This is a genomic window from Streptomyces sp. NPDC017993 (genome assembly GCF_044328065.1).
Lineage (GTDB): Bacteria > Actinomycetota > Actinomycetes > Streptomycetales > Streptomycetaceae > Streptomyces.
In genome coordinates, this window is sequence record NZ_JBIRGO010000025.1 from 60,921 (window position 1) to 82,578 (window position 21,658).

Sequence of the window (21,658 nt, forward strand, 5' to 3'; positions counted from 1 at the left end):
ACCAGGTGCCCGTCCCCCGATTCGTCGCCCCGCTACTTCTTCGCCGCGTCCCCGAAGGGCAGGTCCGTACCCGACAGGTCGGCGCGGATGCCGTCCCGCTCGACGCTGATGTTGCGCAGCCGCACGTCGCCGGGCGTCTTGGGCAGCTGGAAGGAGAGCGACAGCTGGTCCGCGAGCTGCGGCTTGGTCAGGGCGGTCAGCCCGCCGAGCACCTTCGGGTCGATGCCGACCTTCTCCAGCAGCCACGGGTGGTCGGCGACCACATCGACGAGGTTGACCTTCATCAGCTTGCCGATGAAGCGCGGCGACCCGGTCAGCTGGTGCAGCTTCTCCTCGCTCTGCAGCGCCTGCTGGATGTACGGACGGGGGATGCCGATCCGGTCCGCGATCGCCGGGACGGCGAGCATCGCCTTCACCTTGGCCGCTTGGCGGCTGACCTCGGCGGCGGCCTTGCGGGTCAGCCGCAGGCCCTCTTCCTTGCCGGTGCCGGGGCGGTAGACGGCGACGTCGCCGAGGTCCAGGCGCATCCGGCTGATGTCGGTGGAGATGCCGCGGTCGCCCGCGCGGTGAATGCGGGCCTCGGCCCGTACCCGCAATTCGTGCCCGGCGATCGGCAGCCGGCCGACGGCGCGCACCGCGTCGGGGCCCATTTCGCTGAATTTGACCTGGGAGGCGCCCAGCTCGCGATTCATGTCGTCGAAGGCGAGCAGCACGCTGCCGTTCATTCTGCCGATGGTGGCGCCCTTGATCGAGCTGGGCAGATCGCCGTTGATACGGACGTCGTTGGCGGTCGCCTCGAATTTCGCCAGTGAGACCCGGTCGGCCGCCAGGTCCGGAATGGCGACGCTTACCTGGTCAAGGCGCTTCCCGAAGACCTGGGTGAGGAAGGGGAAACCCTCGATATCGACTTCCGGGGTCGCTGTGAGGTGCAGCGAATCCTTCAGTTTTTCCTCGGCCTTGTTCTGCGCGTACAACAAGGCGAAACGGTCCGAAACCGTGAGGAAGGCCGTGCACGCCAGGACGGCGACCAGCAGCTTCGCGGCGAACGGGACGGCGGCGAAACGGCTGACGCCGCGCTTCCTGCGGCGGTGGTTGGGCGGCGTCCAGTTCTCGTCCTCCTCGTCCGAGCGGAGACCCAGGCCGAGCGGGTCGTCGCTGTCGTCGCGCTCGTTGAGGTAGCCGCGCGTCGGCTCGGGGTCGGCGAGGGCGGCCAGGTCCGCATAAGGATTGACGGTTTCGATCTCTCTGGTGTCGCCGCGCGGATCGTCCTGCGGGGCCGGTGCGGGCGATTCGGAATGCTGCCCGGCGGCCGGCGAGGACGACGATGAGGGTATGCGTGTGGGGGTTCGCATCCGCTTATCCCACCATGCGCGGGGCCCTTGAACGCAACTCTTACCGGAAGTAAGTGAGGTACGCGAAGGTTGTCCCGCCGACTCGGGGAAAGTTGCCCGATCGGCTTGGCGAAAATTCGCCTGGCGGCCGGGCCGCCTGAACTGCCGTCACCCTGCTCGGTGACATGAACAACGCGGTGACGCGAAAGAAGTCGCGGGATGAACAACGTGGCGGCTGAACATTCATTACGGAATGTGTCCGAGTTGTCGCCGACAGGAATGGCGTCATTGTTCCGGGGCACCCCATGATCGTCGTAACCGGAGCGACCGGCAAGAGCCGCCGGCGGCCCGAAAAAACCCGTTGATCTTTCCGAGCCGCCCGCCCTACGGTCCGCGCATGCTGCCTCGCGTGGACACGGACGACGAATGGGACGCGATCGTCCCCGACGAACAGGTGATGCGACCGGGCGTCGAGGCGCTCTGCGTGCGCCTCGGCCTGGCCGGCGCCCCGCTCGCCCGGTTTCCCGCCGGCTCCCAGCCCGTCTACGCGGTGGGCAACCGCTTCGTCCTCAAGCTCTTCCCGGCGGCCGGCGCGGACGACGGCATCGCCGAGGCCCGCGTCCTCTCCCATATCCAGGGCCGGCTGCCGGTCCCCACCCCGTACGTCCACGACGCGGGGGAGTACGACAGCGGCTGGCGCTATGTGCTGATGTCCCGGCTGCGCGGCACCGACCTGGCCGTGGCCTGGCCCCGGATTCCCGCCGCCGAGCAGGACCGCATCGCCACCGAGGCCGGTGAGACCCTCGCCGCGCTGCACTCCCTGGACCCGGCCCCGCTCACCGACGTCCTGGGCCCCGGCGACTGGGGCGCCTTCCTCGACGCGCAGCGCTCCTCGGCGGTCGCCCGGCAGGTCGACAACTCACTCGCCGAGCCCTGGCTGGAACAGATCCCCGGCTTCCTCAACTCCGTCCCGCTGCCCGCGGAACCGGCGGGCACCCTGCTGCACACCGAGTTCATGCGTCAGCATCTGACCGTCGACGAGTCCGACGACTGGCGGCTGACCGGGCTCCTCGACTTCGAGCCCGCCATGATCGGCCACCGCGGCTATGACTTCGTGGCCGTCGGCCTTTATGTCTCCCGTGGCGATCCCCGGCTGCTGGCCCGGGTCCTGCGCGCCTACGGCGAGACCTTCGACCCCCGCGAACTCCTCGCCTTCACCCTGCTGCACGTCTACAGCAACCTCCCCCGGTATCTCCGGGAGCTGCCCGCCCCGCCGGAGCCCACGCTGGAATCCCTGGCGCAGACGTGGTTCGGGACGGGCTGACGGCCGGGTTTGCCGTGGCGGCCCGCCGAGCTCAGAAGTCGACGCGGGCGCGGTCGTCCACGCGGGCCACCGACTCCTGCGCGAAGCGCTTGTTGTACGCGGCCCGGATCTGCTCGATCTTCGCGTCGTTCGGGCGGGCCCGGGACGTGGGATAGAAGAGGGTCAGCTCGTAGGAGCGCTCCCGCTCGATCGTGCCGTGCGCGTCGCGGTACTGGCCGTGGCCCTCCTGCACGGTCAGCCCTTCGGGGAATCTCGGGGTGACGAACTCGTCGACGAAGGCGCGGAACTGCCGTTCGGTGACCGCCGGACCGCCGTCCGGGCGGGCGGTGCCGAAGAACAGGCCGGTCTCCACATAGGGGTTGCCGTGCGCGAGCTGCGGCGGCTGGGCGGTGGGGGAGTGCGCGGGGGCGGCGGGGGCGGCGGCGCCGAGCAGTGCGGTGGACACCGCCAGGACGGCGAGGCGCAGGAGTGCCGGAGGCTTCGGGAGCAAGGGCTTTCCTCTCGTGGTGACTTCGGCTGGGTAACGACGAGAGGGCGGCGAGGGGATGCGGGCCGCCTGGCGGGCGCCGCTGTCCGGGTGACGCACGACGACGGCCGGTGGGCAGACCCCACCGGCCGTCGTGTGCTGTGCCGGGCCGACCGGCGGACCGGCCGAACTGTCGGCCTCGGCCGAACTGTCAGCCTCGGCCTACTGCTTCTACTTCAGGACCGTGATGCGGTCGGCCTTCGGCGGGGTGAGGGGCTTGTCCGCGGAGGAGTGGGCCGTCAGGTAGGCGGTGAAGGCGTCGAGGTCGGAGGAGCCGACGTACTTGTTCCCGCCGTCCTTGAAGGCGGTGAAGCCGTCGCCGCCCCCGGCCAGGAACTCGTTCATCGCGACCCGGTAGGTCTTGCCGGGGTCGAGGGCCGCGCCGTCCAGCTTCACCGAGTCCTTGACGACGCGGTCGGCGCCGGACTTGGTCATGTCCAGGGTGTACGTCAGGCCCTCGGAGACCTGGAGGATCTTCGGCGACGCCGCGTTCGGGCCGCTGACCTGCTGCTGGAGGCCGCTGAGCAGTTGCGCGCCGGTGAGGTCGACGACGTTCATCATGTTGGTGAACGGCTGGACGGTGAACGCCTCGCCGTAGGTGACCACGCCGTCGCCTTCCGCCCCGGACGCCTTGAAGGCGAGGTCGGAGCGGATGCCGCCCGGGTTCATCAGGGCGAGCTGGGCACCTCCCTTGTCGGCTGCCTCGGTGGCCTCCAGCTGGGCGTCGGAGATGAGGTCGCCGAGGGGCGACTCGGGGGCCCCGGCGCCGCGGCCCGCGATGTCGGCGGAGACATGGCCCACGGGGCGGCCCGCCACCGGGGCGGCGAGCTTGTTCCAGCGCGCGATCAGGGAGGTCATGTCCGCGGCCTTGGGCTGGGTGCGGTTGACGACGTGGTTGACCGCGCCGGGCGCCTTGACGCTGGTCCGCACGATGTCCTTGGTGCGGCGGTCGTAGGTCAGCGTGGTGTCCGTGAAGAGCTTGCCGTAGGAGGCGGCGGAGGTGACGGTGCGCGGCGCGCCGGACGGGTCCGGGACGGTGCAGGCGTACGCCTGGTGGGTGTGGCCGGTGACCAGCGCGTCGACCTTCGGGGTCACCTTCTCGGCGATCTCGGTGATCGGCCCGGAGATGCCGTCACCCGGGCCGGGGCTGTCGCAGCGGTAGTTGTACGAGGTGGAGGCGGGCAGGCCGCCCTCGTGGATGAGCGCGACGATCGACTTCACGCCCTGCCGGTTGAGGACCTTGGCGTACTTGTTGATCGTCTCGATCTCGTCGTGGAACTTCAGGCCCTTGATGCCGCCCGCGTTGACGATGTCCGGGGTGCCCTCCAGCGTCACACCGATGAACCCGATCTTGACGCCCTTGTGCTTCCAGACGGTGTACGGGGCGAGCAGCGGCTTGCCGGTCTTGTCGTCGGTGACATTGGCCGTCAGGTAGGGGAAGCCGGCACCCCGGAACTTCTTGCCGTCCTCGAAGCAGCCGTCCTTGGGGTGGCAGCCGCCCCGCTGAAGACGCGTCAACTCCGTGCGGCCCTCGTCGAATTCGTGGTTGCCGACGGAGGTGACGTCGAGGCCCAGCTTGTTCATGGCCTCGATGGTCGGCTCGTCGTGGAAGAGCCCGGAGAGCAGCGGGCTGGCCCCGACCATGTCGCCGGCCGCGGCCGTGACGGAGTACGGGTGGCCCTTGCGGGCCGTCCGCAGGGACTGCGCGAGGTATTCCACCCCGCCCGCCTCGACGGTCTTCTTGCTGCCGTCCGGCTGGAGCTCCTCGACGGTGCCGGAAGAGCCCTGCGGGGGTTCGAGGTTGCCGTGGAAGTCGTTGAAGGAGAGGAGCTGGACGTCGACGGTGCGGCCGGGGCGCGGCGGGCCGCCGTCCGCGCCGGCCGGCAGGGCCGTCGCGGTGACCCCGACGGCGGCGGCCAGTACGGCGGCCGCGGCCGTCAATCTGCGGACGGTACGGCGCCGTTGAGGTGTCGCTGGCATGAGATCCCCTTCGTGGACCGGACGGGCGGCCGCAGTGGCTGCCCGAGCGGTCGGCAGCATATTGTCAACGCGCGTAGCGCAACAGGGGGAAAAGGGTTACGAGCTGGTTGCCGAGAGGGCGGGCCCGCGGCCCCCGGGCGGGCACCAGGCGCCGCGGGCCCGTTCGCGGCCCGTGGGGCGGCGGGGTCGTACGCTTCACGCATGACTGACGCTGCACAGGAGACGGGCCGCAACGGCCGCAGGATTCAGGTGGCCGACGAGCTGGCGCCGGAAGAGGCCGCGGCCGTCCTCGAACTGATCGAGCAGGCCGCGCACAGGGACGGGCAGCCCGCCGTGTCCGAGCAGGGCCGGTTGCAGTTGCGCGGCGGGCCGCGGGAGGGCGTGCGGCATGTCCTGGTGTACGTGCCCGGAGACGACACGCCGGAGCTCGTCGCGTACGGACAGCTGGAGGACACCGACCCGGTGGAGGCGCCGGCCGCCGAGCTGGTCGTGCACCCCGGGCACCGCGGCCGCGGCCACGGCCGGGCGCTGGGCAGCGAGCTGCTCGGCCAGTCCGGGCGCCGGCTGCGGGTGTGGGCGCACGGCGGGCATCCGGCCGCCCGGCATCTCGCCCAGACGCTGGGCCTGACGAAGTTCCGCGAGCTGCGGCAGATGCGGCGCCCGCTGGCGGATCTGGAGCTGCCGGAGCCGGTGCTCCCGGAGGGCGTCTCGGTGCGGACCTTCCAGCCGGGCACCGACGACGCTGCCTGGCTGGAGGCGAACGCGGCGGCCTTCGCGCATCACCCCGAGCAGGGCGCGCTGACCCAGCGCGATCTGGACGACCGCAAGGGCGAGGCGTGGTTCGACCCGAAGGGATTCTTCCTCGCGGAGAAGGACGGCAGGCTGGCCGGCTTCCACTGGACCAAGGTGCACGCCGAGGAGGGCCTCGGCGAGGTCTATGTGGTCGGCGTACTGCCGGGTGCGCAGGGCGGCGGCCTGGGCAAGGCGCTGACCGCGATCGGGCTGCGGCACCTGGCCGGGCAGGGTCTGCCGACGGCGATGCTGTACGTCGACGCGGACAACGTCCCGGCCCTCACCGTCTACGAACGGCTCGGCTTCATCACGCACGAGACGGATCTGATGTACCGCTCGGAGACCTGAGCGCACGCCGGCGGTGAGGAGGGCGGGACAGGTCCTTCGCGGCCCGTCCTCCTACCCGGCCCCGCCCGCCCGTTCGGCCTCCTGCGCGCGCCATTCGCGTGCCAGGAGGGCGTAGACGACCTCGTCGGTCCATTCGCCGTCGAGGAACTCGTTCTCGCGCAGATGGCCTTCGCGGCGCATTCCCAGACGCTCCAGGAGCCGGGCCGACGCGCCGTTGCGGCCGTCCAACTCGGCCTGGACGCGGTGCAGTCCAAGGTCTTCGAAGCCGACCCGCAGCAGTGCGCGGGCGGCTTCGGTCGCATATCCGCGGCCGGCGAAGTCCGGGTTGAAGACGTAGCCGATGCCGCCCTGGCGGTGCTCGCGGTTGGTCAGGACGAAGGTGACGTCACCCACCAGCTGCCCCGTTTCGCGTACCACGACGGCGAGTTGGAGGATGTCGCCGCTGTCGCGCAGTGCCGTGCGGGCCGCCTTGGTGGTGACGGAGGCGCGCGATGCGGCCTCGTCGAAGGGGCCCCAGTAGAGATAGCGGCAGACCTCCGGGCGGCGCTGGTAGGCGTAGATCGCCTCGAAGTCGTCGGCCCGGACGGGGCGCAGATCAAGTCGCTCGGTGCGTATCGGGTAGTCGGGGCGGTACGGCAGCGGCGGCGTGAGGGGCGCGGAAGGTGTGGGCACGCGGTCAGCGTAGGCAGCCGGAGGGCCGGGTGCAGCCCGATTTTCACGTGAGCAAGTGTCGGCGCTTCCGGTACCCGGGCGCGCACGCCGGGGCGGCCGCCGGCGGGTCCGCGACGGCATCGGGGGCCGTCGGCAGGTCTGAGCCGCGCGGGCCGGGGTAGACACCCGGAGCGGGCCGCCCGGACCGCCGCACTCCGCTTCCCTCCGGGCCCGGCCTCCCCCGTGACGCCCCGGGGAGTAGCGCCCCGCTTGCCTGGCCGCCATATCCGCGTTACCGGCGATTCAATGTCGCTTGCGAGCATCACCGAATGCAGCCCGCTGTGCCGAATGTCCCGAACCCGGGGCTCCGTGTCGATCCGCCTCCGCCCGACGCGCCTGGATGGGCCGGAGCGCGGAAGAATGGGGTCATGAACCAGCAGCCCAGCGCTCAGGCCCAGGTCCAGCCCGAGGCGGCCTCCCGCAAGCCGCGGCAGGCCCCGCCGGAGGGCGGCGGCTCGTCGGCCCAGCCCTCTGTCGGCTCCATCGCCGCTCACCGGCCGCACGCCGTCGCCGCGGCGCTGCCCGAGCTGGAGCCGGACCTGGACGCGGAAATGGACGCGTACGAGGACGAGGGAGTGCCCGGCGCGGACGGCGAGGAGCTGCCCAGCGGCCGGTTCCTGGACCGGGAGCGCAGCTGGCTCGCCTTCAACGAGCGGGTGCTGGAGCTGGCGGAGGACCCGGCCACCCCCCTCCTCGAAAGGGCGAACTTCCTGGCGATCTTCGCCAGCAATCTGGACGAGTTCTTCATGGTCCGGGTGGCCGGCCTCAAGCGGCGGATAGCGACCGGCGTCGCCACCCGCTCCGCGTCCGGTCTGCAGCCCCGCGAGGTGCTGGACCTGATCTGGACGCGCTCGCGCGAACTCATGGCCCGGCACGCCGCCTGCTACCAGCAGGACATCGCCCCCGAACTGGCCGACCGGGGCATTCACCTCATCCGCTGGCCGGAGCTGACCGAGAAGGAGCAGGCCCGCCTGTTCACCCTCTTCCGTCAGCAGATCTTCCCCGTCCTCACGCCTCTCGCCGTGGACCCCGCGCACCCGTTCCCGTACATCTCCGGACTGTCGCTGAACCTCGCCGTCGTCGTCCGCAACCCGGTGAGCGGCCACGACCACTTCGCGCGGGTCAAGGTGCCGCCGCTGCTCGCCCGCTTCCTGGAGGCATCCCCGCAGCGCTACGTCCCCATCGAGGACGTCATCGCCGCGCACCTGGAAGAGCTCTTCCCCGGCATGGAAGTGCGTGCACACCACATGTTCCGGGTCACGCGCAACGAGGACCTCGAAGTCGAGGAGGACGACGCGGAGAACCTCCTCCAGGCGCTGGAGAAGGAGCTGATGCGGCGGCGTTTCGGCCCGCCGGTCCGCCTGGAGGTCGAGGAGTCCATCGACCCGGCCGTGCTGGACCTGCTCGTCCAGGAGCTGAAGGTCTCCGACGCCGAGGTGTACCCACTGCCGGGGCCGCTGGACCTCACCGGCCTGTTCGGCATAGGAGCACTGGACCGGCCCGAGCTGAAATACCCGAAGTTCGTCGCCGGGACCCACCGCGACCTCGCGGAGGTCGAATCGGCGTCCGCGCCCGACATCTTCGCCGCCCTGCGCGCCCGGGACGTCCTCCTGCACCACCCCTACGACTCGTTCTCCACCTCCGTGCAGGCGTTTCTGGAGCAGGCCGCCGCCGACCCGGACGTCCTCGCGATCAAGCAGACGCTGTACCGCACCTCCGGCGACTCGCCGATCGTGGACGCCCTGATAGACGCCGCCGAGTCCGGCAAGCAGGTCCTGGTCCTCGTCGAACTCAAGGCCCGCTTCGACGAGCAGGCCAACATCAAGTGGGCCCGCAAGCTGGAGGAGTCCGGCTGCCACGTCGTCTACGGCCTGGTCGGCCTCAAGACGCACTGCAAGCTCTCGCTGGTCGTCCGCCAGGAAGGCGAGATGCTGCGCCGCTACTCCCACGTCGGCACCGGCAACTACCACCCCAAGACGGCCCGGCTGTACGAGGACCTGGGGCTGCTGACCGCGGACCCGCAGGTCGGAGCCGACCTCTCCGACCTCTTCAACCGGCTCAGCGGCTACTCCCGGCGGGAGACCTACCGCCGGCTGCTGGTCGCCCCCAAGTCCCTGCGGGACGGCCTGATCCAGCGCATCAACGACGAGATCACGCACCACCGGGCGGGGCAGCCCGCCTTCGTGCGCGTCAAGGTCAACTCCATGGTCGACGAGGCCGTCATCGACGCGCTCTACCGCGCCTCGCAGGCCGGCGTGCCGGTCGATGTGTGGGTACGCGGCATCTGCGCGCTGCGCCCGGGCGTCACCGGCCTGAGCGAGAACATCCGCGTCCGCAGCGTGCTCGGCCGCTTCCTGGAGCACTCCCGGGTCTTCGCCTTCGGCAACGCCGGCGAGGCCGAGGTGTGGCTGGGCAGCGCCGACATGATGCACCGCAATCTGGACCGGCGGATCGAGGCGCTGGTGCGGGTGGCCGACCCGGCGCACCGTTCCTCCCTCACCAGGCTCCTGGAGACCGGGATGTCGGACGCGACGTCCTCCTGGCACCTGGGACCGGACGGCAATTGGACCCGGCACTCGGTGGACGCGGACGGCGCGCCGCTGCGGAACGTACAGGAAATGCTCATTGACGCGCGGAGGCGCCGGCGTGGCCCAGCGACATGACCAGCCGGCCGGGGGGCCGGCCGGTCTCACCGGTATCGGATACGAGCTCGGCGGGGCTCCGGGAGCCCGCGCCGCGGTGGTGGACGGGCCGGCGGGACACGGCGGCCCGTACGACCCGCACGGCCTCCACGACGGGCAGGACCCGGCGGACGAACGGCTCGGTGGCCACACGGCGGGGGAAGTGCTCGCCGGATACCTCCACCGGCAGTCCGGGGACCTGCTGCGCAGTCTGCGGCTGCACCGCGAGAGCGGCTCGGACGCGGAGGGCGCCGGCGAGGCCACCTGGCAGCTGCGCTGCGCCGCCCGCCGCATCAGCGCCACCCTGCACACCTTCCGCCCGCTGACCGAGGAGACCTGGGCCGATCAACTCCGCTCCGAACTCGGCTGGTTGTCCGGCACCCTCGCGCGCGAGGAGGCCTGCGCCGCCCGCCGCGAGCGGCTGATGACGGCCCTGGCACGGCTGACCGGGCGCGCCGAGCGGGCCGAGCGCGCCGGCCGGACGAACCGTGGGTCAGCGACGGGCCGCGGCGACCGCGGCGCCGCGTCGAAGGCCGCGGAGCCGGACCCGGAGGGCGCCCTGTCGGCCGGTGCCGCCCGCGCCGGTGCCCTGCTGGACCGCCAGCTCACCCTCGCCCGCACCCGCGCCCACTCCACCGCCCTTCAGGCGCTCGGCTCCTCCCGCTTCCACGCCCTCGCCGACTCCGTCGCGGTGCTCGCCTCCGAGGCGCCGCTGGCCCGTACGGCCGCGGACGGGCCGGCCGGCGAAGTTCTGCCGCCGCTCGCCGAGCAGGCGCACCGGCGGCTGGCGGAGGCGGTCGCGGCGCTGCCGCTGTCCCGCGCCGGCCATCCGTACAACGCCGACGCCCTGGCCGCCGACCACCGCCAGGACGCGCCCTGGCACCAAGCGCGGATGCTGGTGCGGCTGAGCCGCTACGCCCAGGAGGTGCTCGCGCCGGAGCACGCCGATCCGCGGCTGGCGGAGGCGAGCCGCGCGCTGGGGCGGCACCGGGACGCCGCGGAGGCCGCCGCCGCTGCCGCCGCCGCGGCCCGCACCCCCCGGATCACGCCGGCCACGGCGTACGCGCTCGGTGTGCTGCACGCCGACCAGCGGCACGAAGTGGAGGCCGCCCGCTTCGCCTTCGGCCGGGTGTGGCTGCCGGGCCCGGCGGGCGACCCGGGATGGGGGCGCTAGCTGCCCTCCGAAGAGCGGACCTGGCAGGCTGAAGGCCACGCGGCCACGCGGCCGCGCGTCGGCCGGCGGAGCGGAAGGGATGAGGACGTGACGGTAGCTCAGAATCCGGTACTGGCGGCGGGTTGCGTGCTCTGGCGCCGCGCGGCGTCCGAGGGCGGACTGGAGATCGGGCTGGTGCACCGTCCCAAGTACGACGACTGGTCACACCCCAAGGGCAAGCTGAAACGCGGCGAGGGCGCGCTGGCCGGGGCGGTGCGCGAGGTGGCGGAGGAGACCGGCATGGACTGCCGGCCCGGCGCCCCGCTGCCCACCGCCCACTACCTCGCGGGCGGCCGCCGCAAGCAGGTGCGTTACTGGGCGGCGGAGGCGTGCGCGGGCCGCTTCCGCCCGAACCGCGAGGTCGACCGCCTGGTGTGGCTCTCGCCGGACGAGGCCCGGGCCACTCTCACGCACGAGCGGGACCGACCGCTGGTCGACGCGCTGCTCGCCGCTCTGCACCTGGCGTGACGGCGGGCCGCGCGGGCGGCCCGCCGCGGATCAGCGCCGGCGCAGGGACGCGTCGCTGAGGGCCGGCGGCAGGTAGTAGCTGTCCGCCCGGTTGAGATCGGTGCCCGGCGGCACGATCGCGTCGATCCGGTCCAGGACGTCCGCGCTCAGCGTGATCTCGGCGCCCTCCAGCAGCCCGGTGAGCTGGTCGAGGGTGCGCGGGCCGATGATCACCGAGGTGACCGCCGGGTGGGCCCGGACGAACGCGGTCGCCAGGTGCGGCAGCGACAGGCCGGCCTCGGCGGCGACCTTCGCCAGTGCGCCGACCGCCTCCGCCTTCCGGGCGTTCTCCGGGACCGACAGATCGAACTTCTGGGTCTCAAGGCCGGCCCGCGAGCTGGCCGACAGATCCCGCCCGGACAACCAGCCCGCGCTGAGCGGGCCCCAGGTCAGCACGCCCATGCCGTAGCGCTGCGCGGTCGGCAGCACCGCGGCCTCGGCGCCGCGCGCCAGCATCGAGTACGGCGGCTGCTCGCTGCGGAAGCGGACGTGTCCGCGGCGCTCGGCCGTCCACTGTGCCTCGACGATCTGCTCGGCCGGGAAGGTCGAGGTGCCGACGGCCCGCACCTTGCCGGCCCGCACCAGGTCGGAGAGCGCGTCGAGCGTCTCGTCGATGTCGGTCGACGGGTCGGGGCGGTGCACCTGGTAGAGGTCGATGTGGTCGGTGCCCAGCCGGCGCAGGCTGTCCTCCACCGCCCGGGCGATCCACCGCCGGGAATTCCCGCCGTGGTTGGCGTCCGGCCCCATCGGGTTGAAGAACTTGGTGGCCAGCACGACGTCATCGCGCCGCCCCTTGAGCGCCTTGCCGACGATCTCCTCGGACTCACCCGCGGCGTACACATCCGCGGTGTCGACGAAGTTGATGCCGGCGTCCAGCGCGCGGTGCACGATCCGTACGCAATCGTCGTGGTCGGTGTTGCCCCAGGCGCCGAGCATCATCGTGCCCAGCGCGTACTCGCTGACCGAGATGCCGGTGCCGCCGAGGATCCTGCGCTTCATGAGCTGCTCCTTCTGCCGGACGCGTCGAGTGCGCCGGGCGCGTCGAGTGGGCCCGCGCGGGCCGAGTGGGCCGAGTGCTGAGGGGGCGGTGCGGGCGTGGCCGCGCGGCCGGTCCCTTGCCGTGGGACGGGACCTGCTTGTGCACCACCTTGCGGCCCGCCTCCGTGGCGGACCAGGCCCGTCGCAGCCTGGGTCCGGCGGAACCACCCGACCGGCGGTGCGCCGCATACTGGACGGATGCTGCATGCGGAAGTCGAGATCAGCTCATTTCTCAAGGCGCGCCGCGCGGCGCTCGACCCGGCCGAACTCGGTCTGCCGGGCGGACTCAACCGACGGCGGGTGCGGGGGCTGCGGCGCGAGGAGGTCGCCCAGATCGCCGGCATCAGCGTCGACTACTACACCCGGATCGAGCAGGGCCGGGCACACGCCATCTCCGACTCGGTGCTGGACGCGATCGCGCGGGCGCTGCGGCTGACCGACGGCGAGGTGACGTATCTGCGCAATGTCGCCGATCCGCGGCGCCGCGCGGCCGACTGCGCCGCCGCCGGCCCCCGGCAGACCGTGCGCCCGGAGATCCAGCAGCTCCTGGACACGATGGAGTCCACCGTCCCTGCCATGATCATCGGCCGCGGGATGGACATCCTGGCCTGGAACGCGCTCGGCGGCCGGGTCGCCTTCGACCTCGACGCGCTCGACCACAGCCGGCGGAACTCGGCGCTGCTGGTCTTCCTCGACCCGGCGGCGCGCACGCTGCACCCGGAGTGGGAGCGCATCGCCGAGGAGGTCGTCGGCAATCTGCGGGCCGAGAGCGGGCGCCACCCGGACGATCCGCGGCTCTGCGACGTGGTCAACGAGCTGCTCGACCGTAGCCCGGAATTCCGGCGGGCCTGGGAGGCGCAGGCCGTGCACGAGTGCCTGCGCGGCACCAAGAACATCGTTCACCCCCAGGTGGGCGAGCTGCGGGTGAACTTCGAGAGCTTCCGCCTGAGCACCGACGCCGACCAGGCCCTGGTGACCTACACCGCGCCGCGCGGCTCGGTGACGGCGGCGCGGCTGCGCCACCTGGCCGAACTGGCGACCGCCGGCCGTACCGCCACCGGCCGGACCCCCGACCGGTCAGCCCCCGACCGATCCGCTGCCGACCGAGCCACCGCGCCGGTGCCGGGTCCGGTGGCGAGGGCCGGGGCGGCGTAGGGACGTACGCGTCGGCGCCGTAGGGCAGGAAGGCAGGGGGCGGGCGTCCGCAGGCGGCGGGAGTCACAGGCAGGCGCGGCCCCGTGGCGCAGCGGCGGCCACTTGCCTCACCTCCGCGGCGCCAGGGCCTCCCACCGCACCGTGACCTCGCCCTGGCGACGGCGCCGCGGGTCGCCGGCGAGCGGCCAGTCCGCCGCCAGGCTGCGCACCGCGGCGAGCCACCGCTGGCGCGCGCCCAGCGCGCCCAGCGGGGCGGCCGCCGCCCAGGCACGGTCGAAGTCGCGCAGGAAGGCGTGCACGGGCTCGCCCGGCACATTGCGGTGGATCAGCGCCTTCGGAAGGCGTTCTGCCAGGTCGGAGGGGGTATGCAGGGAGCCGAGCCGGGTCGCGAAGGTGACCGTACGGGGCCCTTCGGGCCCCAGCGCCACCCAGACGTGCCGCCGCCCGATCTCGTCACAGGTGCCCTCGACCAGCAGCCCGCCCGGAGCCAGCCGCGCGCACAGCTGCTGCCATACGGCGGCCACCGCCTCCTCGTCGTACTGCCGCAGTACGTTCGCGGCTCGGATCAGGACCGGCGCCCGGCCGGGCTCGCCGGGCAGCGGCACCTCGAAGCCGCCGTGCACGAACTCCAGCCCCGGCCGTTCGTACTCCCGGGCGGCCTCGACCCGGGCCGGTTCGATCTCGATTCCGACGACCCGGGCCTCCGGGCGCACGGTGCGCAGCCGGCCCAGCAGTTCCACCGCGGTCCAGGGGGCGGCGCCGTACCCGAGGTCGACCGCGACGGGGTCGGCGGCGCGCCGCAGCTCGGCGCCGTGCTCCGCGGCGATCCAGCGGTCCATGCGGCGCAGCCGGTTGGGGTTGGTGGTGCCGCGGGTCACCGTCCCGACGGGGCGGGAGGGTGCGGATGCCGGGGCGGCGGAGGTGCGGCGGGCCATGCCGTTGAGCCTACGGGGGCGGTGGGCCGGGACCGGACGGCCGGAGTCGGTCACGCTTTGGCAAAGTATGAAGAGTGCGCGCCGGACGGAAATGCGGGGCTGTCTTCCCTTGTTGAGGGGGGTCGGAGGCGCGCAGCCCGCCCCGGCTAGGAGGTAGCTCGCAGTGAGCCCATACGTATCCCGGCTCCGCAGCCGTCCCCACGGCCAGTTCCCGGGCCAGTCGCGCCTGCGGCTGCCCGGCGGCGCGCGGCGGCCGCGGCGTGTCGCGATGCTCAGCGTGCACACCTCCCCGCTGCACCAGCCCGGCACCGGCGACGCCGGCGGCATGAACGTCTACATCGTCGAGCTGGCCAAGAAGCTCGCCTCGATCAACATCGAGGTGGAGATCTTCACCCGCGCCACCACCGGCACCCTCCCGCCCGCCGTCGAGCTGGCCCCCGGCGTCCTCGTCCGGCATGTCGACGCCGGACCGTACGAAGGTCTGGCGAAGGAAGAGCTGCCGGCCCAGCTGTGCGCGTTCACGCACGGCGTCATGCAGGCATGGGCGGGTCACCGCCCCGGCTACTACGACCTCGTGCACTCCCACTACTGGCTGTCCGGGCATGTCGGCTGGCTCGCCTCCGAACGCTGGGGCGTCCCCCTGGTGCACGCCATGCACACCATGGCCAAGGTCAAGAACGCCTCCCTCGCCGTCGGTGACACCCCGGAGCCCGCCGCCCGCGTCATCGGCGAGACGCAGGTGGTACGGGCCGCCGACCGCCTGATCGCGAACACCGCCGAGGAGGCCGACGAACTCGTCCGGCACTACGAAGCCGACCCGCAGAAGGTCGCCGTCGTCCACCCGGGCGTCAACCTCGACCGCTTCCGGCCCCTCGGCGGCGATGTCGCGCGGAGCAGGGCCGCGGCCCGCGACCGTCTCGGCCTGCCGCAGGACGCGGTCATCCCGCTGTTCGCCGGCCGCATCCAGCCGCTCAAGGCCCCCGACATCCTGCTGCGCGCCGCCGCCGCGCTGCTGGACGAGGACCCGTCGCTGCGGTCCCGGCTGGTAGTGCCGGTGGTCGGCGGGCCGAGCGGCAGCGGTCTGACGAAGCCCGAGGGCCTGCAGAAGCTGGCTGCCCGGCTCGGCATTGCCGACCTGGTGCAGTTCCGTCCGCCGGTCGGCCAGGAGCAGCTCGCCGACTGGTACCGCGCCGCGTCCGTACTGGTTATGCCGTCGTACAGCGAGTCGTTCGGGCTGGTCGCCATAGAGGCCCAGGCGTGCGGCACCCCGGTGATCGCGGCCGCTGTCGGCGGTCTTCCGGTGGCGGTCCGCGACGGTGTCAGCGGCTTCCTCGTCCCCGGACACGTCCCCGCCGACTACGCCCGCGCGCTCGGCCGCTTCGTCGCCGACCCGTCGCTGGCCACCCGCATGGGCACCGAGGCCGCCCGGCACGCCCAGTCCTTCGGCTGGGACACCGCGGCCGCCGCGACCGGCGAGGCGTACACCGCCGCCCTGCAGGAACACCGGCGTCACCTACGATCCCCCCATGGGTGACGTGGCTGATGTTTCTGACGGGTCCGGTGCGGCCGGTGCTTCCGACGGGCCCGGAGCGTCCGGTGCGGCCGGCGTGAATCCGGCGGGTGGGGTGGCTACCGCACACGAGGTGATCGAGCGGACCCTCGACGACGCAGATCTGGAGTGGGAGTCCCCCTCGGCGGGCAGTTACGTCGTCAAGCTGCCGGGCACCCGCAAGCTGTCGACGACCTGTTCGCTGATCGTCGGCAAGCACTCGCTGTCCGTCAACGCCTTCGTCGTCCGGCATCCGGACGAGAACCACGAGACCGTGCACCGCTGGCTGCTCGAACGCAACACCCGGCTGTACGGGGTCAGTTACGCCATCGACAAGCTCGGCGACATCTACCTCGTCGGCAAGCTGCCGCTCGCGGCCGTCACCGCCGACGAACTCGACCGCATTCTCGGCTCGGTCCTGGAGAACGCCGACGGCAGCTTCAACACCCTGCTGGAGATGGGCTTCGCGACAGCCATCCGCAAGGAATACGCCTGGCGGGTGGCGCGCGGCGAGTCCACCCGCAACCTCGACGCGTTCACGAACCTGACCGGCCGGTCGTCGGAGTAGCCGGCCGCTCGGCCGGGTGGACACGCCGGACTTCACCGGCGCCCGCTCCCGTCCGGCCCGCTGTTACGCGACGCTCTCGGCCGGCGCCGGGGCGGGCACCGGCTCCGCATCCCGCGGCGTCTTCGCCGTGGACGCGGCCACCGGTTCCGTCTGCCCCGGCACCTTCCGCAGCAGCACCCCGTAGCCGACCGCCGCCACCGTTCCCACCACCGCGCAGCCCGCCCACAGCGCGTCGGCCCCGTACCGGTCGATCACCGCGCCGCCGAGCAGCGGTGCCGCAAGCGAGGCGATCGACCAGGACAGCGCGTACATGCCCTGGTAACGGCCGCGGCCGTGCACCGGCGAGAGGCGGACCACAAGTCCCATCTGTGTCGGCGAGTTGATGATCTCGCCGAGGGTCCAGACGGCGACCGCCACCGCGTACATGGCGACGGAGCCGGCCAGAGCCGTCAGCCCGAAGCCGTAACCGGCGAGCAGCGCCGAGCCGATCAGGAGCATCGCCGGACTGCGGTGCTCGATGAAGCGGGTGACGGGGATCTGGAGGAGCACGATGAGGACGCCGTTGACCGCGATCACCAGGCCGAAGTCCGCGCTGGAGAAGCCGTCCTGACCCATCGACACCGGCATCGACACATAGGCCTGCTGGAAGAGCAGCGCCAGCAGGAGGTTCAGGCCGACTACGGTCATGAAGCGGCCGTCACGCAGCACGGTCAGCATCGAGACCCGCGCGGGCGCCGCACCGGCCGGGTCCTCGGCGCCGGCCTCCCCGCCCGCGTCCGGGCGCGATTCGGGGAGCTTCCTGAAGACCACCAGCGCGCAGGCCAGGACGAGGGTGGCCTCGCCCAGGAAGAGGGCGAGGTAGCCGTGCTGGGCGATGAGTCCGGCCGCGGCCGAGGAGATCGCGAAGCCGAGGTTGATCGCCCAGTAGTTGAGCGAGAAGGCCCGCACCCGGTCCTCGGGGGCGACGATGTCCGCCATCATCGCCTGTACCGCGGGCCGTGAGGCGTTGGACGCCATGCCGACCAGGCAGGCGACCGCCGCGATGGCCACCGGGTCCGTCATGAAGCCGAGCAGCGCCACGGACGCGGCCGTCGACAGCTGGGCGATCAGCATGGTGGGCCGCCGCCCGAGCCGGTCGGTCAGCACACCGGCCCCGATCGAGGAGACCACGCCGCCGAGCCCGTAGAGCGCGCCGACCAGGCCCGCGTACGAGGCGGAGTAGCCGCGCTCGACGGTCAGGTACAGCGCCAGAAACGTCGCGACGAAGCCGCCGAGACGGTTGATCAAGGTGCTGGTCCACAGCCACCAGAACTGCCGTGGCAGCCCGGAGACACTCTCCACGGCGGCCCGCCGCAACGCGGCCCCGCTGCCCTTACCGGCCCGGCCGGCCGAACCGCTCGCGTCGGCCGGTGGCCCTGATGTGGATGCGGACATGACATTTCCCCCGTGGAATCGTGCTCTGCGGCCGTGCGGTGATGTCGTACGGCCGCCGAAAGTGGCAGGCGGTGGTGCGGAACGCGGCGCGGGAACGCGGTGCGGCGAGCGGCGCGGGAAGCGGTGCGGGTGCGCGCGGAGCGGTTGAGCGTCGCGCGGACGCGGTGGTCTGGAGGGGTGGGAGCGCCGCGCCCGTGTGTAAGCGGTGCGAGCACGGTTCACAAGCTACTTTTGCCGGGTCTCCCGCCGCCACTCAATTGACGGCAAGCGTCAACTGTCGCCGGGTATTCCAGGTACTGGGCCCCGGCAAGGCCCTCTCCGGACTTCGATTACGCTCGACGCCATGGCCGACGCACCGTACAAGCTGATCCTCCTCCGCCACGGCGAGAGCGAGTGGAATGCGAAGAATCTGTTCACCGGCTGGGTGGACGTGAACCTCAACGAGAAGGGCGAGAAGGAGGCGGTCCGCGGCGGTGAGCTGCTCAAGGACGCCGGTCTGCTCCCCGACGTGCTGCACACCTCCCTCCAGAAGCGCGCCATCCGCACCGCGCAGCTGGCCCTGGAGTCCGCCGACCGCCACTGGATCCCCGTCCACCGCAGCTGGCGCCTGAACGAGCGCCACTACGGTGCGCTCCAGGGCAAGGACAAGGCGCAGACGCTCGCCGAGTTCGGCGAGGAGCAGTTCATGCTCTGGCGCCGCTCGTACGACACCCCGCCGCCCGAGCTGGCGGACGGCTCCGAGTTCTCCCAGAGCGACGACCCGCGCTACGCCACGATCCCCAGCGAGCTGCGCCCCCGCACGGAGTGCCTCAAGGACGTCGTCACGCGGATGCTGCCGTACTGGTACGACGACATCGTCCCGGACCTCGTCGCCGGCCGCACCGTCCTCGTCGCCGCCCACGGCAACAGCCTCCGCGCGCTGGTCAAGCACCTCGACGGCATCTCCGACGCGGACATCGCCGGCCTGAACATCCCCACCGGCATCCCGCTCGCCTACGAGCTCGACGCCGACTTCCGCCCGGTCAAGACCGGCGGCACCTACCTCGACCCGGACGCCGCCAAGGCCGCCATCGAGGCAGTGAAGAACCAGGGCAAGAAGAAGTAAGCCCACAGCAATAAGCCCCCTATCTGCGGTTTTCCCGCGTAGGGGGCTTGTCGCTGCCCTGGGGCCGTCTCTGGGCCGTCAGCAGGTCGTTCGCACAGTGGCGCGCTCCGGTTCAAGTCTGTCGCGAGGGCGAGTAAAAGCCCTGGTGAGATCGGGTCACGCGGCGGACACTGGGCTGCATGACGTTGGCGATTTGGGTCGATGCCTGGCAGATCCAGTGCCGCGGGAAGAGCTTCACACCGGGGGATGTTGTCTCGTGGAAGCTGCTGGAGGCCGATCCGGAGGACTACGCCGACGTCGTCGGTAGTGAACGTGCGGCTGAGATCGAATTCCGCGAGGAGCATCACGGCCAGGAAGAGCACGCGCCGACATGGTTGCAGGTACTGACAATCGCCGAGGTGTACTGCCGTTACGTGGCACCCCAGGCAGCACCGCCAACGTGCAATACCCGGTGCGGGGCACCACCGAATTGGTTCCGGTCAAGGAAGCCGACGGGTGGGCAGAGGCTCGGCCTGATGTCTCCATTGCGGGGTACTTGGTTACCGCCCGGCGTGCCACAGACGTGCCAGGCTGAGCGGGAGCCACGGGGAATCGGGGATGTTCCGTCGTCGGCGTCGACCTTTCTCAGGCCACTCCCTCGCAGGTCAGACGTCTAACCCCCCTAGATCACCTGGTCCTCCGAGCTGAGAGTGTGCGCCGCTCTGTCCGCGGACCCGGTGGAATCAGAGAAGGTCCCGCCAGAAGGGAGCCGTTGCCCGCGGGTTCCAGCTCTCATCAACCTCACCCCGTGCCTCGTCGAACTCCTGGTGGATGTAGTCGACCAGGTCCGACCCGTAATAGATGATGTCGGTCTGCCACATCGAGAGCACCGGATGCCCGAAGCTTCCACGGCCGGCGGGCAGGTATCGGTGTGCATACAAGGGCACCAGCACCGGCACCTCCGCCAGATGGCGCCGCGCCTTGTCCAGTGCAACCGCTCCGTCGGCTGGACGCCGGCCCCAGCCCTCGTACCAGTACCCGTTGTGCTCGATGGCGAGCAGCACACCTTCGACCGGCCAGCCGAGCTGTCGAGGCAAACTGTCCGTGTCAACGCCGCGCCACTCCGGCCACGGTTTGGACCAGGTCTGCCCGTCTTCAGGAGGAACGTTGACCGGCAGGCCGGCGGCGAGGAATGCCCGGTGATCGTCCGCGAACTCGAAGCCGTACTCGCGCTCGATGCACGCGAGCTCAGCGTCCGTCAGCCCTGGCTCAAGCGCATAGAGACCTGTCTCGGCAAGACGACGTGCGGCCTCCGCGCCCAGGTGCGCTCCCTTATTGCTGATCACCGCCGCACGTTAGCGTCGTCCGGAGCTCGTCGTCATCCGAGTTGTGTGCCGGACGGTGTGGCATGCCCGACCGTGCCGCCTGCTAGTTCTTTTGCAGGCTACGGGTTACGCCCGCAATGACGGCCGTCGTCAACCGACTGGGACGCGAGGAGTTCGAGGCACGCTTCCCCGGGCTTCTCGGCCTGCTTCTCCGGGACGACGACGCGGACTAGCCGGGCGGTACGGGTGCCGGGCCCCGCCCGCGCTGGAGCACCGAATGGGGCCCTGCGCAAAGCCGGTAAATCGCTACGACAAAGCCCCCTGCCTGCGGGTTTCCCGCGAGTAGGGGGCTTGGTAGCGCCTGGGGCAGAGGCCGGGCCGGGCAGCCCCGGCGCCGTCAGCCCTCGGTGCCTGGCGTGACCGCGGTGACCGTGAAGGTGTCACCGCACACCCGCAGGCCCTCGGTGCGCGTGGTCATCGCGTCGGTGGAGCCGGGCGCGTAGACGTGGACGATCTTCGCCGTCGGCCGGCACGGGACGTCCTTGACGCCGTCGTTGAGGGTGTGGAGGACGGCGTGCGCGCTCTGGCCCGGTGCCAGCTTCACCACCTGGCCCGCCGCTCCCTCGTGCGTCGCGGGCGCTCCGATCTGCTCGCCGTCGCCCGCGCGCAGCGAGACGCCGGGGAAGCCGCGGAGCGCGCAGGTGCTCTTGCCGGTGTTGGTGAAGACCAGCGGGTAGCGGATGTTGCCCGCCCCCGGGTCGGCGTCTCCGAGGCGCAGGCTCATGCCCTGGGCGGTGCAGCGGTCCGCGCCCAGCTGCGTCGACGCACCGGAGTCCGAGGCGGCCGGTGCGGCGCCGGACTCCTTGCCCGGGGTGTCCTGCCGCCCGGCGGTGCCGTTGTCGCTCGCCGACGAGGACGCCGCGGTCTGTGCCGAGGAGTGGGACGCCCCGCTGCTCTTCCCGTCCTGGCAAGCGGTGAGCGCGAGCGCCGCGGTGCCGATCAGCGCGGCGGCGGCGACCTGACGGCCGCGGCGGAGGGAGGTGCTGGTGAGCGACATGAGGTTCCCCTCGTTGTGTGCGTGCAGTCCTGCGGTGTACGAGGAAGAGCCTGCTGCCGCCTGCTGATGATCGGCTAACGCGTCACTAACGGGCCGGAAA

19 protein-coding genes are annotated in these 21,658 nt (G+C 71.9%); 10 read left to right on the forward strand and 9 right to left on the reverse strand.

Translation table 11 applies throughout. The features are described 5' to 3' along the window. Positions 1–32 precede the first annotated feature (32 nt). Complete coding sequence (locus ACH4FH_RS33450) at positions 33–1,352, reverse strand: DUF2993 domain-containing protein (protein ID WP_398559701.1); 1,320 nt, start codon at positions 1,350–1,352, stop codon at positions 33–35. Between the two features lie 376 nt (positions 1,353–1,728). On the opposite strand from ACH4FH_RS33450, the gene ACH4FH_RS33455 reads away from it, so the two are divergent. Continuing rightward, positions 1,729–2,655, forward strand: a complete 927-nt coding sequence (locus ACH4FH_RS33455) for an aminoglycoside phosphotransferase family protein (RefSeq protein ID WP_398559702.1) — start codon at positions 1,729–1,731, stop codon at positions 2,653–2,655. Between the two features lie 31 nt (positions 2,656–2,686). Here ACH4FH_RS33455 and ACH4FH_RS33460 read toward each other — a convergent pair whose 3' ends face one another. Together ACH4FH_RS33460 and ACH4FH_RS33465 are read right to left on the reverse strand one after the other, a co-directional pair. Further along, positions 2,687–3,145, reverse strand: a complete 459-nt coding sequence (locus tag ACH4FH_RS33460) for a DUF3574 domain-containing protein (RefSeq protein ID WP_398559703.1) — start codon at positions 3,143–3,145, stop codon at positions 2,687–2,689. 207 nt (positions 3,146–3,352) lie between these two features. Next, complete coding sequence (locus tag ACH4FH_RS33465) at positions 3,353–5,161, reverse strand: bifunctional metallophosphatase/5'-nucleotidase (protein ID WP_398559704.1); 1,809 nt, start codon at positions 5,159–5,161, stop codon at positions 3,353–3,355. Between the two features lie 201 nt (positions 5,162–5,362). On the opposite strand from ACH4FH_RS33465, the gene mshD reads away from it, so the two are divergent. Beyond that, positions 5,363–6,301, forward strand: a complete 939-nt coding sequence (gene mshD / locus ACH4FH_RS33470; protein ID WP_398559705.1) for a mycothiol synthase — start codon at positions 5,363–5,365, stop codon at positions 6,299–6,301. 51 nt (positions 6,302–6,352) lie between these two features. On the opposite strand, the gene ACH4FH_RS33475 is transcribed toward mshD, so the two are convergent. Beyond that, positions 6,353–6,973 carry a GNAT family N-acetyltransferase gene (locus tag ACH4FH_RS33475; protein ID WP_398559706.1) on the reverse strand — a complete coding sequence of 207 codons (621 nt, stop codon included), beginning with the start codon at positions 6,971–6,973 and terminating at the stop codon, positions 6,353–6,355. Between the two features lie 407 nt (positions 6,974–7,380). Between ACH4FH_RS33475 and ACH4FH_RS33480 the strand changes: the two genes are divergently transcribed. The 3 genes from ACH4FH_RS33480 (at position 7,381) to ACH4FH_RS33490 (ending at position 11,374) form a co-directional block, all read left to right on the forward strand. Further along, a complete protein-coding gene (locus tag ACH4FH_RS33480) occupies positions 7,381–9,675 on the forward strand; it encodes an RNA degradosome polyphosphate kinase (RefSeq protein WP_398559707.1) in 2,295 nt (764 codons plus the stop codon). Further along, positions 9,638–10,867, forward strand: coding sequence for a CHAD domain-containing protein (locus ACH4FH_RS33485; protein WP_398559708.1), 1,230 nt, complete (start codon positions 9,638–9,640; stop codon positions 10,865–10,867). Before ACH4FH_RS33480 ends, ACH4FH_RS33485 begins: the two co-directional genes overlap by 38 nt. A gap of 87 nt (positions 10,868–10,954) precedes the next feature. Further along, positions 10,955–11,374, forward strand: a complete 420-nt coding sequence (locus ACH4FH_RS33490) for an NUDIX hydrolase (protein WP_398559709.1) — start codon at positions 10,955–10,957, stop codon at positions 11,372–11,374. 30 nt (positions 11,375–11,404) lie between these two features. Here the strand turns inward: ACH4FH_RS33490 and ACH4FH_RS33495 are convergent, their stop codons facing one another. Then, complete coding sequence (locus ACH4FH_RS33495) at positions 11,405–12,412, reverse strand: aldo/keto reductase (RefSeq protein WP_398559710.1); 1,008 nt, start codon at positions 12,410–12,412, stop codon at positions 11,405–11,407. Positions 12,413–12,649: 237 nt separating this feature from the next. Between ACH4FH_RS33495 and ACH4FH_RS33500 the strand changes: the two genes are divergently transcribed. Further along, positions 12,650–13,606 carry a helix-turn-helix domain-containing protein gene (locus ACH4FH_RS33500; protein ID WP_398559711.1) on the forward strand — a complete coding sequence of 319 codons (957 nt, stop codon included), beginning with the start codon at positions 12,650–12,652 and terminating at the stop codon, positions 13,604–13,606. Between the two features lie 107 nt (positions 13,607–13,713). Here the strand turns inward: ACH4FH_RS33500 and ACH4FH_RS33505 are convergent, their stop codons facing one another. After that, positions 13,714–14,541 carry a class I SAM-dependent methyltransferase gene (locus ACH4FH_RS33505; RefSeq protein ID WP_398559712.1) on the reverse strand — a complete coding sequence of 276 codons (828 nt, stop codon included), beginning with the start codon at positions 14,539–14,541 and terminating at the stop codon, positions 13,714–13,716. A gap of 163 nt (positions 14,542–14,704) precedes the next feature. Between ACH4FH_RS33505 and mshA the strand changes: the two genes are divergently transcribed. Beyond that, the gene (gene mshA, locus ACH4FH_RS33510; protein ID WP_398559713.1) at positions 14,705–16,075 is read left to right on the forward strand and encodes a D-inositol-3-phosphate glycosyltransferase; all 1,371 of its coding nucleotides are present in this window, start codon (positions 14,705–14,707) and stop codon (positions 16,073–16,075) included. Continuing rightward, positions 16,068–16,658 carry a YbjN domain-containing protein gene (locus ACH4FH_RS33515; RefSeq protein ID WP_398559714.1) on the forward strand — a complete coding sequence of 197 codons (591 nt, stop codon included), beginning with the start codon at positions 16,068–16,070 and terminating at the stop codon, positions 16,656–16,658. The genes mshA and ACH4FH_RS33515 overlap by 8 nt, the downstream gene beginning before the upstream one ends. A 63-nt stretch (positions 16,659–16,721) precedes the next feature. On the opposite strand, the gene ACH4FH_RS33520 is transcribed toward ACH4FH_RS33515, so the two are convergent. Further along, positions 16,722–18,092, reverse strand: a complete 1,371-nt coding sequence (locus tag ACH4FH_RS33520; RefSeq protein WP_398559715.1) for an MDR family MFS transporter — start codon at positions 18,090–18,092, stop codon at positions 16,722–16,724. Between the two features lie 343 nt (positions 18,093–18,435). Here ACH4FH_RS33520 and ACH4FH_RS33525 point away from each other — a divergent pair, with 343 nt between their 5' ends. Further along, positions 18,436–19,197 (forward strand): phosphoglyceromutase, encoded by a 762-nt coding sequence (locus ACH4FH_RS33525; protein ID WP_398559716.1) that lies wholly within the window; start codon positions 18,436–18,438, stop codon positions 19,195–19,197. A gap of 179 nt (positions 19,198–19,376) precedes the next feature. After that, a complete protein-coding gene (locus ACH4FH_RS33530) occupies positions 19,377–19,853 on the forward strand; it encodes a DUF6578 domain-containing protein (RefSeq protein ID WP_398559717.1) in 477 nt (158 codons plus the stop codon). A 66-nt stretch (positions 19,854–19,919) separates the two neighbouring features. Here ACH4FH_RS33530 and ACH4FH_RS33535 read toward each other — a convergent pair whose 3' ends face one another. Together ACH4FH_RS33535 and ACH4FH_RS33540 are read right to left on the reverse strand one after the other, a co-directional pair. After that, a complete protein-coding gene (locus ACH4FH_RS33535; RefSeq protein WP_398559718.1) occupies positions 19,920–20,522 on the reverse strand; it encodes a hypothetical protein in 603 nt (200 codons plus the stop codon). Positions 20,523–20,898: 376 nt separating this feature from the next. Beyond that, the gene (locus tag ACH4FH_RS33540; RefSeq protein WP_398559719.1) at positions 20,899–21,558 is read right to left on the reverse strand and encodes a DUF4232 domain-containing protein; all 660 of its coding nucleotides are present in this window, start codon (positions 21,556–21,558) and stop codon (positions 20,899–20,901) included. Between the last annotated feature and the right edge of the window lie 100 nt (positions 21,559–21,658).

Bases quoted from the DNA above. Each gene is read 5' to 3' on its own strand.
- ACH4FH_RS33450 (WP_398559701.1), bottom strand. From the start codon at position 1,352: ATGCGAACCCCCACACGCATACCCTCATCGTCGTCCTCGCCGGCCGCC.
- ACH4FH_RS33455 (WP_398559702.1), top strand. From the start codon at position 1,729: ATGCTGCCTCGCGTGGACACGGACGACGAATGGGACGCGATCGTCCCC.
- ACH4FH_RS33465 (WP_398559704.1), bottom strand. From the start codon at position 5,161: ATGCCAGCGACACCTCAACGGCGCCGTACCGTCCGCAGATTGACGGCC.
- mshD (WP_398559705.1), top strand. From the start codon at position 5,363: ATGACTGACGCTGCACAGGAGACGGGCCGCAACGGCCGCAGGATTCAG.
- ACH4FH_RS33480 (WP_398559707.1), top strand. From the start codon at position 7,381: ATGAACCAGCAGCCCAGCGCTCAGGCCCAGGTCCAGCCCGAGGCGGCC.
- ACH4FH_RS33495 (WP_398559710.1), bottom strand. From the start codon at position 12,412: ATGAAGCGCAGGATCCTCGGCGGCACCGGCATCTCGGTCAGCGAGTAC.
- ACH4FH_RS33500 (WP_398559711.1), top strand. From the start codon at position 12,650: ATGCTGCATGCGGAAGTCGAGATCAGCTCATTTCTCAAGGCGCGCCGC.
- ACH4FH_RS33505 (WP_398559712.1), bottom strand. From the start codon at position 14,541: ATGGCCCGCCGCACCTCCGCCGCCCCGGCATCCGCACCCTCCCGCCCC.
- ACH4FH_RS33515 (WP_398559714.1), top strand. From the start codon at position 16,068: ATGGGTGACGTGGCTGATGTTTCTGACGGGTCCGGTGCGGCCGGTGCT.
- ACH4FH_RS33520 (WP_398559715.1), bottom strand. From the start codon at position 18,092: ATGTCCGCATCCACATCAGGGCCACCGGCCGACGCGAGCGGTTCGGCC.
- ACH4FH_RS33525 (WP_398559716.1), top strand. From the start codon at position 18,436: ATGGCCGACGCACCGTACAAGCTGATCCTCCTCCGCCACGGCGAGAGC.
- ACH4FH_RS33530 (WP_398559717.1), top strand. From the start codon at position 19,377: ATGACGTTGGCGATTTGGGTCGATGCCTGGCAGATCCAGTGCCGCGGG.
- ACH4FH_RS33540 (WP_398559719.1), bottom strand. From the start codon at position 21,558: ATGTCGCTCACCAGCACCTCCCTCCGCCGCGGCCGTCAGGTCGCCGCC.